This is a genomic window from Sporolactobacillus sp. PKPK-6, assembly GCF_056678885.1.
Window position 1 is genome coordinate 142,358 of sequence record NZ_JBWXPA010000002.1, and the last position, 13,325, is coordinate 155,682.

General features: G+C 42.0%; 12 protein-coding genes and 5 tRNA genes. 5 read left to right on the forward strand and 12 right to left on the reverse strand.

Annotated features, from left to right (window positions below; all coding sequences use genetic code 11):
* Window positions 1–43: 43 nt before the first annotated feature.
* The 7 genes from AC1MBV_RS11590 to AC1MBV_RS11620 all read right to left on the reverse strand — a co-directional run bounded on the left by AC1MBV_RS11590 (window position 44) and on the right by AC1MBV_RS11620 (window position 3,879).
* Window positions 44–2,113, reverse strand: a complete 2,070-nt coding sequence (locus tag AC1MBV_RS11590) for a peptidoglycan D,D-transpeptidase FtsI family protein (protein WP_255745377.1) — start codon at window positions 2,111–2,113, stop codon at window positions 44–46.
* A gap of 533 nt (window positions 2,114–2,646) precedes the next feature.
* Window positions 2,647–2,736: transfer RNA gene (locus AC1MBV_RS11595), tRNA-Ser, on the reverse strand.
* 8 nt (window positions 2,737–2,744) lie between these two features.
* Window positions 2,745–2,821 (reverse strand) — tRNA-Ile (locus tag AC1MBV_RS11600).
* Window positions 2,822–2,824: 3 nt separating this feature from the next.
* Window positions 2,825–2,897, reverse strand: a tRNA-His gene (locus AC1MBV_RS11605).
* Between the two features lie 23 nt (window positions 2,898–2,920).
* Window positions 2,921–2,994, reverse strand: a tRNA-Met gene (locus AC1MBV_RS11610).
* A 1-nt stretch (window position 2,995) separates the two neighbouring features.
* Window positions 2,996–3,070: transfer RNA gene (locus tag AC1MBV_RS11615), tRNA-Asn, on the reverse strand.
* A 170-nt stretch (window positions 3,071–3,240) separates the two neighbouring features.
* The gene (locus AC1MBV_RS11620; RefSeq protein ID WP_255745379.1) at window positions 3,241–3,879 is read right to left on the reverse strand and encodes an NfeD family protein; all 639 of its coding nucleotides are present in this window, start codon (window positions 3,877–3,879) and stop codon (window positions 3,241–3,243) included.
* A gap of 228 nt (window positions 3,880–4,107) precedes the next feature.
* Here AC1MBV_RS11620 and AC1MBV_RS11625 point away from each other — a divergent pair, with 228 nt between their 5' ends.
* Together AC1MBV_RS11625 and ispG are read left to right on the forward strand one after the other, a co-directional pair.
* The gene (locus AC1MBV_RS11625; RefSeq protein WP_255745380.1) at window positions 4,108–4,458 is read left to right on the forward strand and encodes a LysM peptidoglycan-binding domain-containing protein; all 351 of its coding nucleotides are present in this window, start codon (window positions 4,108–4,110) and stop codon (window positions 4,456–4,458) included.
* Window positions 4,459–4,589: 131 nt separating this feature from the next.
* Window positions 4,590–5,699, forward strand: coding sequence for a flavodoxin-dependent (E)-4-hydroxy-3-methylbut-2-enyl-diphosphate synthase (gene ispG, locus AC1MBV_RS11630; protein WP_370645884.1), 1,110 nt, complete (start codon window positions 4,590–4,592; stop codon window positions 5,697–5,699).
* A gap of 327 nt (window positions 5,700–6,026) precedes the next feature.
* On the opposite strand, the gene AC1MBV_RS11635 is transcribed toward ispG, so the two are convergent.
* From AC1MBV_RS11635 to AC1MBV_RS11650, 4 genes are all read right to left on the reverse strand, one after another.
* Window positions 6,027–7,544, reverse strand: coding sequence for a glycosyltransferase family 2 protein (locus AC1MBV_RS11635; protein ID WP_255745381.1), 1,518 nt, complete (start codon window positions 7,542–7,544; stop codon window positions 6,027–6,029).
* Between the two features lie 164 nt (window positions 7,545–7,708).
* Window positions 7,709–8,344 (reverse strand): nitroreductase family protein, encoded by a 636-nt coding sequence (locus AC1MBV_RS11640; RefSeq protein ID WP_255745382.1) that lies wholly within the window; start codon window positions 8,342–8,344, stop codon window positions 7,709–7,711.
* Window positions 8,345–8,415: 71 nt separating this feature from the next.
* Window positions 8,416–8,778 (reverse strand): hypothetical protein, encoded by a 363-nt coding sequence (locus tag AC1MBV_RS11645; protein WP_255745383.1) that lies wholly within the window; start codon window positions 8,776–8,778, stop codon window positions 8,416–8,418.
* Between the two features lie 82 nt (window positions 8,779–8,860).
* The gene (locus AC1MBV_RS11650; protein WP_255745384.1) at window positions 8,861–9,850 is read right to left on the reverse strand and encodes an ATP-binding protein; all 990 of its coding nucleotides are present in this window, start codon (window positions 9,848–9,850) and stop codon (window positions 8,861–8,863) included.
* A gap of 320 nt (window positions 9,851–10,170) precedes the next feature.
* Here AC1MBV_RS11650 and AC1MBV_RS11655 point away from each other — a divergent pair, with 320 nt between their 5' ends.
* On the forward strand, window positions 10,171–10,434 hold the full coding sequence (locus AC1MBV_RS11655) for a DUF2624 family protein (protein ID WP_255745385.1): 264 nt from the start codon (window positions 10,171–10,173) through the stop codon (window positions 10,432–10,434).
* 71 nt (window positions 10,435–10,505) lie between these two features.
* Here the strand turns inward: AC1MBV_RS11655 and AC1MBV_RS11660 are convergent, their stop codons facing one another.
* Entirely contained in the window at window positions 10,506–11,402 is an 897-nt protein-coding gene (locus AC1MBV_RS11660; protein WP_255745386.1) for a deoxyribonuclease IV, read from the reverse strand.
* Window positions 11,403–11,630: 228 nt separating this feature from the next.
* Here AC1MBV_RS11660 and AC1MBV_RS11665 point away from each other — a divergent pair, with 228 nt between their 5' ends.
* Window positions 11,631–12,233 (forward strand): YqfQ family protein, encoded by a 603-nt coding sequence (locus AC1MBV_RS11665; RefSeq protein WP_255745387.1) that lies wholly within the window; start codon window positions 11,631–11,633, stop codon window positions 12,231–12,233.
* A 92-nt stretch (window positions 12,234–12,325) separates the two neighbouring features.
* Window positions 12,326–13,291: a 4-hydroxy-3-methylbut-2-enyl diphosphate reductase gene (locus AC1MBV_RS11670; protein WP_255745388.1), complete on the forward strand. Its 966-nt coding sequence runs from the start codon at window positions 12,326–12,328 to the stop codon at window positions 13,289–13,291.
* Window positions 13,292–13,325: the final 34 nt, after the last annotated feature.

Genomic DNA, 13,325 nt, shown 5'->3' on the forward strand with positions numbered 1-13,325 from the left:
GAAACCGCTTTGCTGTTACTGCAGCGAAGCGGTCCTTCTATTTTTATTTACTTGTGTAATGATAATACTTGTCATATTCCTTATACATCTCAAGAGCAATTTCCTGGTTTTGATGACCTGTTCGTACCTTTGGCACAACAACCGAAATTGCGACTTGCGGATCATCATACGGTGCGTACGAAACTAAGGTTTCGTTATAGAGACTTTTATCATTTTCATTAATCTGAGCCGTACCGGTTTTTGCCGCGACTTTATACTTTTGTCCTTGTGTATAAAAAACACTACCTGTCCCACCGGTTCCGTGAGTAACAAGATATAATCCATGTTGAACACGAGCTAAGTCATGTTTATTATTACCGATCGTATTTAGCACGTTTGGTGTAAAGCTGTACACTGTATTGCCAAGCTTATCAGGATCGCTGCCCGGTTCATGAACCGATTCAAGCAAATGCGGCTGCATCCGATAGCCGCCATTGGCAATGGTCGAAATATATTGAGCCATTTCAATCGGTGTGTACGTATCATACTGACCGATCGCAAACTGATGAATTAGCCCTGAGTTATCCGGCATTCCGCCATTATATCCGGTGCCTTCGGTTGGCAGATCGACTCCGGTTTTAACGCCCATTCCAAATTGACTGTATCCATTTCTCAAATCATTAATTGCTTTTACAAACTTTGAACTATACGGCGAAGGAAATCTCGCATTATAATGTCCTCCTGCCGAGGTTAAAGAAATACCTGCCATATTCGAAACAATTGCTGCCATAAATATGTTCGATGAGTGCTGCAGCGCCGTTTCCGGAGTCTGCATCCCCAGTCCGCCTTGTTCCCATGAAGAAAAGGAATGATTGCCGCTTCCTGGATAGTCAATCTGCATGTCGTAAAAATGTTCCGGAACGGCGTGATGCTGAAAGCCAATGAGTTCAGTTGCCCCTTTGACCGCAGAACCCATTTCAAACTGTGAGGTGATTGCATCACTTGAAACATCTTCAAACTTTCCGTTGACATACTTCTTTCCACCAATGGCCAAAATCGCGCCTGTTTTCGGATTCATCATGACCGCGTAGGCACTGTTGTTCTGACTATTTCCAGCCATTGATCGGGCTTCTGATATTTTCTGTTCCAATACTTGATCGAGCTTATTTTGCAGCCTTATATCAATGGTCAGCTGTAAGTCATCACCACGCTGGCCTTCCTTAACCGTAGGATTCCCGACCGGAAGCCCTTTTTCAGTCTTATAAGTCAGCGTCATCGGAACGCCACGCAAATAATTTTCATATTGGTTTTCAAGATAGCTGATACCAACATCCGTGTTACGGCTGTATCCTTGAGCCAAATAACCGGTAATCTTATCCTCAGGTATCGGCCCCATCTTGCCGACGTAGAACGGTTTGTCTTTGACATACGTTCTTGAGGAAACATCAGCGGTCTGAATCGTTCCATTAAAATCGTTCAGGTGATCCACTACATCGATATATTCCTTATCAGCAACATTCAAGCCTCTTTTAATAATGTAAGGATTCAAATTTGATGCTTGATTAAATTCATGCTGGATCGCCATAATTTGAACGTCTTTTTTAGAATAGCCCTTTAGTTCGGACTTTGGGACTTTGGATAGAAGCAGCTTGTACAATTGACCTTGCTTCTTTGCATATTTTTTCTGTTCTGCAGGCGTCAAGTATTTATTATACGCATCACTTAACTTCTTGAATTTGGTAAGGATATAATACTCGCGCTTATCCCTCGTTGAAATGCGGGAAATCGCTTTTCCATCCAAAGTTAAATAGTTGGAAAGCTTTCGAGCAAGTTTCAACCCCTTTTCCGCACTGATTCCGGCATTGCGTATATACACAACCGCCAGTTCAGCTTTATTATCCGCGAGCGTCACCCCGTTCGTATCAAAAATCTTTCCTCGTGCCGATTCAATTCGTGCCGATTGCGTATTGTTATCTTTTGCAAGTGCTTTGTAATAATCTCCTCTGACAATTTGAATGTAGCCAAGTCGGAGAATTAATCCGGCAAACGCCACAAACACGACAAGAAAGAGTATATTCAGCCTCATTGGCAAATTGTGCTTTGTTCCTTTATTTTTCACTGTTTCCTTAGCCACTTCTTCCCCTCCTTGGCGGCAAGTCCCAAGTACATCATCTCTTTTTGATGTGTCATGTACCAGCCATATGTATTCGTTACTCATTCCTATTTTTAGAACACGAAACTAAGATCATTCAGAAAAAAACACAGTGATTTCTGTTCATCAATAAAAATCCAATGTTTCAATAGTTCATGGCAAACCTATGTTTTATTTTAAAGTCGCACCGAAAGCCTGTCAAAGAAATATCGACTGTATTCTTACGTGAAATCGTATTATTTACGTATTTACCATCTTCAAGGTGAATAGAAACTGAGACCTGTCCACCAGACATGAAAACATGATCACGATACCGCATTCCCTATAACCATTTAGCTGAACGTGTTCAATGATATGACGGTTGACTTTTATCATGATAAAAAAATGCAAAATCTGCGCAAAATGATTTGATTTTCTTTGCTTTTCGTTGACAATTGGAAAATAATAAAACACCCGGAAGTGCCTTTAAATGGCTACTTCCAGGTGTTTGCAGGATAATACTTATGTATAACCAACGGAGGAAGAGGGATTCGAACCCCCGCGAGCCGTGAAGCCCCTGTCGGTTTTCAAGACCGATCCCTTCAGCCAAACTTGGGTATTCCTCCATGTTAAGTGGTGGACCCTGTAGGACTCGAACCTACAACCGGACGGTTATGAGCCGTCAGCTCTAACCAATTGAGCTAAGGGTCCACGGGCGGTTAGTGGGGATCGAACCCACGCATGCCGGAACCACAATCCGGTGTGTTAACCACTTCACCATAACCGCCATTGTGAAGTGAGGTAAAAAAATAGCGGCGGGGGGGATCGAACCCTCGACCTCACGGGTATGAACCGTACGCTCTAGCCAGCTGAGCTACACCGCCATGGCTCCACAGGTAGGATTCGAACCTACGACCGATCGGTTAACAGCCGATTGCTCTACCACTGAGCTACTGTGGAACAAAATCAGAACAAGAATTAATTTATCACAAGCGCTGAGGCTTGTCAATAAAATCTTTTAATCATTAATGCCTGTCCCAACGACAAGAAATAATATACCATAATTGGTTGTAAATGACAACATCTTTTTTTATAAAAAATCCATACTGTTCAATCACGCTCATAATGCCTTAGCTCTCCCTGTCAACCTGATCAATAAATATACGTGTTCCATCAACAGAGATCACCTTAACGGCAATATCCTTCTCCAAAAAGATACCATCAGTAATTGCACTATAATTTTTTCCATCAATTTTCACCGTGCCAACCGGGTGGAAAGGAGTCATTGTCTTCCCTTCCTTACCAATCAGTTCGTGATAATCACTGTTTATGGAATTATAGCCTTTATCGCTGGAAAGCTTGTCATGCAGCATCAATTTGCCTAAATAATCGCGTTGAGGCAATATTTTTCGAAAGAAAAGCGAGCCGCAGGATCCAATAACAAAGGCAATTCCAACCAGCATGCCATAAAGAAGCGATGGGGTCGGAAGCGCACATCCAAGCACCATGAGTATAAAACCAAATATACCTATGATTCCGGTTGTAAACAACTTGCCGTCAATGATAATGAGGAGCAGACCGCCTACGAGCAATAAAAAGATCCAAGGCGATGCTTGATCCGTAAGAAAATGTAAAAAATAGAAAATAAAAAGTCCGCTACCGGTCAGTGCAAGCAGCCCTTTTGCCTTGACAAGCAATTCTGCGAATAAAAAGCACGCAGCAAGCAAAATGACAATAAACCCTCCCGCTGGGTATGTGAGCAGTTCCATTGCGTTCCTCCTCTTTTATAGAAACAAACCATTTTTCTCTCTTATCTATGTTATGCACATATGTCTTTTTCTTCTATTATCAATTAAACCATACACCATGATTGAGGAAAAGGTTTTAAAAAAAATGTTGGATTTATTTCAAAAAACAAGCATATTAAACAGCAGCCCGGCATATAGATGTTAATAACGCCTTCTTTGGCGTAAATACGTTTTGAACGGAGCAAAAAAGTGATAAAAAAAAGATTCTTCACCATCCTGTTTATTATGATGTGTTGGACAAGCTATGCAGATCTGAGCTCGGGCTCTCTTCCTGCAGGGCAAGCAGCAGCTGAGCCGGCAAAGCCCGCGGCATCTGAGAAAGCAGCGATTGCCTATCAAAGAGTCACTGTTGCTCCCGGAGATACATTGCTCTCAATTACTGAGCGAATCAATGAAAATCAGCAATCAATAGAAAAAGTGCTGAAAGATTTCGCTGTACTTAACCCCTCTGTTGATCCCAACCATCTTCAGATCGGAAAAACTTATGCTTTTCCTAGTTATGACCAGACAGATGATTCATCGGCAGCATCAACTCCTTAATGAATGGGAATCAGTTGTGTAAAGTCTTTCATACGGGTATTATTTCAGGCAAACCGAGCAGATTCATGGTATACTGACCATACTGAAAGATTCACAAATCATTCACTTATTTATAAAGGAGCGAATCGCTCGTGTCTGAAATTACACATCGTACGAAAACGAGAAAAGTTAAGGTTGGCAACCTGACCATTGGCGGATCCAACGAAGTCATTATACAGAGTATGACGACAACGAAAACAAGAGATGTTGCGGCAACGGTCGCACAAATTCACCGTTTGGAAGATGCCGGCTGCCAAATGGTTCGCGTTGCATGTCCAAACATGGAAGATGCACTCGCAATTCCGGAAATAAAAAAACAGATTCATATCCCGCTTGTTGTGGACATTCATTTTAACTATAGATTGGCATTAAAAGCGATCGAAGGCGGCGCGGATAAGATCCGGATCAATCCGGGCAATATCGGCAAACAAGAAAATGTTGAAGCCGTTGTACGTGCAGCAAAAGAGAAGCATATTCCGATCCGTATCGGTGTGAATGCCGGTTCGCTTGAGAAACATATTTTGGATAAGTACGGCTACCCTACCGCGGACGGAATGGTTGAGAGTGCCCTTCATCATATCAAAATCCTTGAGGATCTTGATTTTCACGATATTATTGTTTCCCTTAAGGCATCGAACATTGATCTGGCAGTTCAAGCCTACGAAAAAGCAGCGCGTACATTTGATTACCCGCTTCATTTAGGTATTACCGAATCAGGTACATTATTTTCTGGGACAATCAAAAGTGCGGCAGGACTCGGTATCTTGCTGAACAAAGGGATTGGCAATACGATGCGTATTTCCCTTTCCGCGGATCCCGTAGAGGAAATTAAGGTATGCCGTGAATTATTGAAGACATTCGGGCTGACTAATGCTGCCACGTTAATCTCCTGCCCGACATGCGGACGAATTCAAATCGACTTAATCAAAATCGCAAATCAGGTGGAACAGTATATTTCTAAGATTAATGCTCCAATCAAAGTTTCTGTACTCGGATGCGCAGTCAACGGTCCGGGCGAAGCGCGTGAAGCCGATATCGGCATCGCCGGCGGTAAAGGTGAAGGCCTTTTATTCCGCCATGGCGAAGTGATTCGGAAGGTTCCTGAGGATCGCATGGTCGAAGAATTGAAAATTGAAATTGATAAACTGGCAGAAGAGTATTTTGCAAAAAAGAAAGCTGAGCAAGAAGAGGTCAATATTTAAGTCAAAATTAACTTGTTGCTAGTAAAAAGCCCGTCAGAACTGTTAAAAGCAGCTTTGACGGGCTTTTCATTACAAGAAAAAAGTATACAATTTTCTGACGAATAAAAAGTTAGAAACCAAACACGAAAGTGTAAGACGCCTGTGGACTCAGCATACCAGCGTGGCCCCTCAGATTCCTGCCTGACTGAAGAGGCTCGCGGTGCGCCAGCGACAAGCAAGTAACTGAGGTGTCGCTCAAAAGGAACTTCGGCTAACCGTGAGGGAATTTTCGCTAAGTACGCGTATTCATGTATGCAACGTATATTTTATTTTTTGTCCGGTTTTTCTTTACGCTTTATAAGGTCCTCTGAGCTTCCATAATTGATTCAGCATCACCGCAAATTCAAAAATCGTTAAAATGGTAAGAAGTACAAATCCCTGCATCAAATATGGATTGAGTGCCTGTTGAATTGTTGGACTGGTCAATAAACCGTAATTTACTTTTACAAAATAGATTGCAGCTGCGGCAAACAAAAAAAATAAAACAAAATACATTAATGCGTGAGAATGTGTTTGTCCGGTTTCTGCTCGATATTGATTTTCCCATCCATCCTGTTTGTTGATTCTGATCTTAGAAAGCCATACATTAATATGAATGCTGATTGTAATCCAGAGATAGATTTCCGGGCTGATGAGTAACGTCGCCAAGACAACATCTAGGAAACGACTATTCGGTGTTTTCAGTGTCAGCACTAAATTGAGAAGCGATGCAACAATAACAGGTGTAATCCAGATCCAGTTCCAATAGAACTGATCGGTCAGCAAGGATAAACCGACTAAGAGAACAAAAAATAAACGAATGATCAAATTAATAAAGAGCCCGGCCTCTTGTATCCATAATCTCCTGGAATATTTTGTTTTGAGTCCATCCTGAAGCATATAATCGGTTGTTCCGGACACCCATTTATTTCGTTGGCTTGAGTAAGTGTGAAGAGTCTTCATGCTGTCTACATAGCAACGCGCACTCTTACTGATCAGGCATACCCATCCGCATGCTCTAATATATTGCGTTAGTAACAGATCTTCGGTATCTGACTTATCATCATAGAGCCCGTTTAATTTGTAATCATTTCGGACCTCAATAGCCGCTTCCGGGCGAAAGATGCTGCATTGTCCTCCGGCAATCTCAGCAAAATGTCCGCAATATTTTTGTTTCATGGTCCATTGAGCGAACTCACGATTCTGCTGTGCGACCCACCAACGATTCAATGCATTGCCGAATTTTCCTTTTCTGACCAAGCGTTCTCGATTCGGATCGTTTCTTAATATGTGCCGGACGCTTTCCGGCATCAGACAAGTGTAGTTGGCTGAAACCGCCCCCACTTTATGATTGTGGCTGAGCTCAGACCATAACGTTCGTATACAGTCCTTATCAAGATAAACATCCGCATCAATTCCGACAAAGGCGACAATGCTTTTAGCGTAGGATTTCTGCTGCTTTCCTACTTCTTTGTTGTCTGGATCGTTCGGATTACCCCAGAAGAGCTGGTAAAGCTGATTCAGAGCACCAACTTTTCTCTGCCTATTCTTGACCGTGTTCAGGAGATAGATGGATAAATGATAGTCCTCATTACAGCGCACAACAACTTTCTCCGTATTATCAGTACAGTGATCCAGCGCAATGTAAATGTCCATTTTTAAACCTTTGGGAACCGACTGTTCAGACAAACTTTTGAGGACATCAGCAATTGAGTCCTCCTCATTGTGTGCAGGAATCATCACGACAATTCTCGAGGTAAAATGACCGGTAGTAAAAAGACGATTATTAACTGCATCGTCATATGTGACCACATGAGTATCCGTCATCGATCGAATCCTTTCTCTTTACATGTACAAGCTGTTTGTTACCATGCTATGAACACGAGCATTCGTTTATGACCATTGACCCATTAATAATTGAGTTAATTTTGAAACACAAAAAAGACCGGGAGTATCCGGTCTGGTGTTTTTAAGCTTATTTTCTATATCCCTTATGCGTCCACCCATTCAGTAATTTCTGCCACTGATTGACGTTCCGGAACTTTAGGAACAACTCCTTCAGCCGGATAGCCGAGATAAACAAAGCCGATAATGTGTCCTTTTTCAGATACACCGAACTGTTCTTTCGCTTCTTTAGTATAAGCTGCCCCGCCGGTTCTCAGAATGGATCCAAGACCAAGCGCGTGTGCAGCCAGCATCAAATTCTGAGTTGCAATGGCAGTCGCTTCGATGTCTTCAATTTCAAACGCACGTGGATTATCACTCGGTTCCATCGTAACAACAATGATAACCGGTGCGCGCTTAGCGCTTGATAGCCCTTTTTCATATGCAGCTTCCAAGGCGGCTTGGTCAGCATTTTCAAGATTTTTCTGATTCACCTTGCCATAGACTTCGCCAAGTTTATTCCGTCCCTCACCGGTTAGCACGATAAAGTGCCATGGTTCTGTATTCATATGATTAGGCGCTCTTCGCGCCGCATCAAGAATTTGTTCAATTAATTCTTTAGATGGTTCTCTGTCTGACACTTTACGTACCGATCGCCTTGTCTTGATTGCTTCAATTGTATCCATCGCACTCATTCCTTTTTTAAAAAAGTCAATTTCCCTAATGATAAGTGTATCATGCATCACATACATATCTCCATAAATATGCTTACAAACAAAAGAACCCTTACCTAAGTAAGGATTCTCTTGTTTTTTTACCAAAAGAGCGGTGAGAGCAACTGAATCAATACTGCTAGGCATCCGATACCAATTGCCCATCCGCCTAAAGTACGGGCGCCTTCTCTAAGTGCAATATAACCGATAATGATTCCGGCTATACCCAAAACGACCGGCAAAAAGAACAGGGCAATCACAGAACAAATCAGTGCAAGCCAGCCCACACCCTTGCCGCCTTCAACGATACGTCGATGGGACGAGTGATCACCATCTGCACGCGCTCTTTCCGCCTCCGGATCATATTGATCGGCAGCCAATTCTCTTGCGTACTCCTCATTATGATATGCACTTTGCTTATCGTATAATGAGTCTTCATTGTGATAATGATCCTTATCAGCCACAATGACCCCTCGCTTTCATTTTAGGATCAGATATAGTGTGACTCAGAATGAGCATTTTCACAGATGCACATTATGGAAAAAATTATGGCGAGATAAATGGAAGAAAAAAACTGACGGTTGTCCCTTTTCCCACGACACTGCTCACACAAAATGTACCGCGATGATCAGCGATAATTTTTTTGCAAAGGGATAAGCCTATTCCTGTCCCTTTCGATTTCGTTGTATATAAAGGCTGTCCCATATTTTTTAAAACATCGGTTTCAACACCCGGACCATTATCAATCAGCGAAAAGCGGTAACCTTTATCTTCAACACTGCCACGAAACATGATCTTTTTTTCGTGAAGATGTCCTTCAAGGGCCTCCAATGCATTGCGAAGCAAATTAATCAAGACTTGTTTGATCTTATCAAGATCAACTTTGCAAACGTTCTCAGAATAGGAAATATCATAATCAAAAGCGACTTTATGGACAGCACATTCTGATGACAGAAACGACACGAGCTTTTTGCAGAGTTCATCAGGATTCATGCTGCGATATACATTTTTTCTCAAAGACATGGTTAGGAAATTTTCTAAAATCGTATACATTCGTTCCACTTCTGATAAAATAATCGGCTGGAATTTGTCGTACTCTTTCGTATGATCGCATAATTGCATAAAACCTTTAATTATGGTCAACGGATTTCTTAATTCATGGACAAATTCACCGGCAAGACGTGACATCATTTGTGTTCGATAACCGACCAATATTATTTTTCCATCTTTAAAAAAACCATTATATAAGATACCTAAATCTCTGTCGCTTAATTTATCAGTAAGCAAAGCAGAAACGATATCGTTGCTTTCAATAATTGTATTCAAATAAACTTTTGCCTCGCCTGCAATTTGTTCTGTAAAAAAGCGGAGAAAATTCGGGCCAAATTGATCAACCAACAGTTGTCCCTTTTTATTGCATTCTATAATTCGCCCGTCAGGTTCAATACAGAAACGCATTTCCAAGGATAATTGTTCTTCAAATTGATACTTTTCGGAAACAGAAAGTAAGGAATCTCGGTAAATAATGGTTATCACTCCCTCTGCAATAGTAACAACGTTTCACCATTCCCCCAAATGAAAGCATACGATAATGTATCGTGCCCTTTTCGACTCGGTAAGTCTGCTTCTCACTGTTATGAGAATAAAATTATACGGACACTTTTCTATATTTTTATCCTTCTTAATGTCCTTAATTATACTTTAATCACTTACATTGTGACACATTTATTGGCAATTATTGTTAGACAAGTTCCGACATTTTTCAGAAAAGTCAACCATAAATCATCAGCATCAATTAACGTTTCGATTCATAATCTATTCAGTAAATCCAATCCACGAGAACAGGAGTGAAACATTTGAATCCTTTTATTGAGCAGCTTGTCATTCAAAAGATGAATCATTTGACTTCCGAAGAACTTTATAGATATGCTGTGCAATATGGTATTGCGGTAACCAAGCAGCAAACGGAGAATATTGCTCGTCGTGTCCAAAATCAAAACATTAATCCATTTCAGCCGCAAGGACAAAAGAAGCTTAGAAAAATTTTAGATGAAGAAATCGGTGTCGCACTGGCGGCGCGCTTAGAGAAGCAGTTCGAGCAACTGGCAAAAAATTTATAACCTGTTTATTAAAAAAATTCCGGAGTTCCTTAGTAAGGACTCCGGAATTGTTTCTAAAAGGTTGGAGATCATTAGTTTCCTGCTTCAATATCCTGTATCAATGATTCATTAAATTTCTGGTTTTTAAACATGTCGATTTCATATTTATAAGGCGGTTTTTTGCTTTTCTTATCCACACCCACATAAGGTGTTTCCAAAATTTTCGGCAATGCTTCAAGCTGTGGGTGGTGCACAATATAATTGAGTGTATTAAAACCGATGGTACCTAGACCGATATTTTCATGACGGTCCTTATGCGATCCCTCAGCATTTTTGCTGTCATTCACATGTACGACTTTAATCCGGTTAACACCGATGATCTGATCAAACTCGCTAAGAACGCCGTCAAAATCCTCTGCAACCGGATAACCTGCATCATTGGTATGGCATGTATCAAAGCAAATGGAGAGTTTCTCGTTCAAACGGACTTCATCGATGATTCGAGCAAGATGTTCAAATCGAAATCCACATTCGCTGCCTTTGCCTGCCATTGTTTCTAAAGCGATTTGCACGGTGTCTCGTGCTTCAAGAACTTCGTTCAAACCTTCAACAATTTTATTAATTCCCGCATCCACACCAGCTCCAACATGTGCGCCAGGATGCAGAACAATTTGTTTTGCACCAAGCGCTTCCGCCCGATCAATTTCTTTGCGCAGGAATGAAACCCCTAGTGCGAATGTTTCCGGCTTTACCGTATTCGCTATATTAATGATATACGGAGCATGAACGACGACTTCTTCCACGCCGTTTTCCTCCATATGTTTTCTCCCCGCCTCAATATTTAATTTCTCGATCGGCTTTCTCACTGTATTCTGTGGTGCACCTGTATAAATCATCATTACATTTTCTCCGAATGACACTGCCTCTTCACTGGCACCAAGAAGCATCTTAGCACCGGACATATGAACATGCGATCCAATTTTCAGCACAGACAACCCCTCCTTTTTCCTTCGCTATTTTACCACATATGGCGATTCGAATGCTTTGCAAAGGATCCGCTGTAGAGGCTGTCACCGAATAGGCGGCACAACATAAACTAAATATCAGCTAGTATCTCGTCTTTTATCATTACATTAAATGGACAGATGTTTGAAACACCACAAATTTTTTGAGCTATCGGAACACTTAATACCTACTAAAGAAAGGAAGGAATCAATATGCCACCGTTTGAGCATGGGCACGAGCAGCCATTCTACTGGAATTCCCCAACAACCAGCACTCCACCCATGACTCCTACCCGCGGTTTCCCGCCAATTTTTCCAAGAATGCCCGCACAGGCACCGCCGGTTCCCGTACCTGCACCTCAAGGAACCGGTGGTCTAAGCGGATTAATCGCTTCATTTCTTTCCCCCAGCGCTGCCGGTACAACGGGAAGTCTGAATTTGCTGGGAATGATCACAAATGCTCAAAAAGCGATTCAGACCGCCCAAACCGTTCTGCCAATGATTCAACAGTTCGGGCCGCTCGTTAAGAACGCTCCAGCCATCTTAAGCGCGTTGAAGGGAATGCAGGGAGACACAGCAAGCACCGAAACGGACAAATCAGACACAACAGAACAATTGGATACGCCAACTGCTGCTTCCGATACGAAATTAGATAATCATTCGAACAGCACCATTCATAAAACAGAACAATTAAATCATGAAAACACAACAAATGAGCAGACAGCGGCCGGTTCAGTCAAAACCAATGCCCCTGATTCTTTATTGAATAGTGAAAGCCTGCCAACCAAGCCGTCCGTACCGCGGATGTATATCTAGCGACTGCGGATTCATTGTGTTCGCATCCCACCTCATTTATAATAATTGAGTAAATCCAATTATTGCATGTATTGCAGAACGGGGAGAATGGCATGAACGTTATAAAAGTCTCGCCGCGAGGCTATTGTTACGGCGTTGTCGACGCTCTGGTCATTGCGAGACAAGCTGCGATGAATCCAGACCTGCCGAGGCCGATATATATACTTGGGATGATTGTCCATAATCATCATGTTACCGAGGCGTTGAAAGAAGACGGAGTGATCACGCTGGATGTCCGTGGGAAGAAACGAATTGAACTACTGGATGAAATCGATCATGGTACGGTCATTTTTACGGCTCATGGAGTTTCACCGGAAGTACGGCAGGTAGCAGAAAAAAAAGGTCTTACATCAATCGATGCAACATGCCCTGATGTTACAAAGACACATGATTTGATCGAAGAAAAGAAAAAAGATGGATATCATGTGATTTATATCGGGAAAAAAGGACATCCGGAGCCGGAGGGAGCGATTGGTGTTGCTCCTGACTCTGTTCATCTCGTTGAAACGCTCGAGGATGTCGATCAGCTTCACCTGAATACGGACAAGATCCTGATCACAAATCAAACAACTATGAGCCAATGGGACGTAATGGATATCATGAATTATATCAAAACGAAATATCCGCAGGCGGAAAATTGCAACGAGATCTGCCGAGCAACACAAACACGTCAGGAAGCGGTTGCCTCTCAAGCAAAGGAAGCAGATTTGCTGATTGTCGTTGGCGATCCACGCAGCAATAATTCAAATCGACTTGCACAAGTTTCCAAAGAAATTGCTCATACACGTGCATTCCGTATTGCCGATCTCTCAGAACTTCAGCTCGACTGGCTGAAAGGCGTAGAAACAGTTGCGGTAACTGCCGGTGCATCAACACCGACACAGTTGACAAAAGAAGTCATCCTCTTTCTCGATCAGTACGATCCGGATAATCCCGATACATGGTCGACAGACAGCCAAGCAGCAAAAAACAAAAATATTTTACCAAAAGTCAAAGTGAAACACTTAAAAAAAAGATAAATTCGAAAAGCAGGGAATTCCGTTTTTAAACGGA

Coding starts and splice junctions, on each gene's coding strand:
- AC1MBV_RS11670 (WP_255745388.1), top strand. CDS start 12,326: ATGAACGTTATAAAAGTCTCGCCGCGAGGCTATTGTTACGGCGTTGTC.
- AC1MBV_RS11640 (WP_255745382.1), bottom strand. CDS start 8,344: ATGCATGATACACTTATCATTAGGGAAATTGACTTTTTTAAAAAAGGA.
- AC1MBV_RS11635 (WP_255745381.1), bottom strand. CDS start 7,544: ATGACGGATACTCATGTGGTCACATATGACGATGCAGTTAATAATCGT.
- AC1MBV_RS11665 (WP_255745387.1), top strand. CDS start 11,631: ATGCCACCGTTTGAGCATGGGCACGAGCAGCCATTCTACTGGAATTCC.
- AC1MBV_RS11620 (WP_255745379.1), bottom strand. CDS start 3,879: ATGGAACTGCTCACATACCCAGCGGGAGGGTTTATTGTCATTTTGCTT.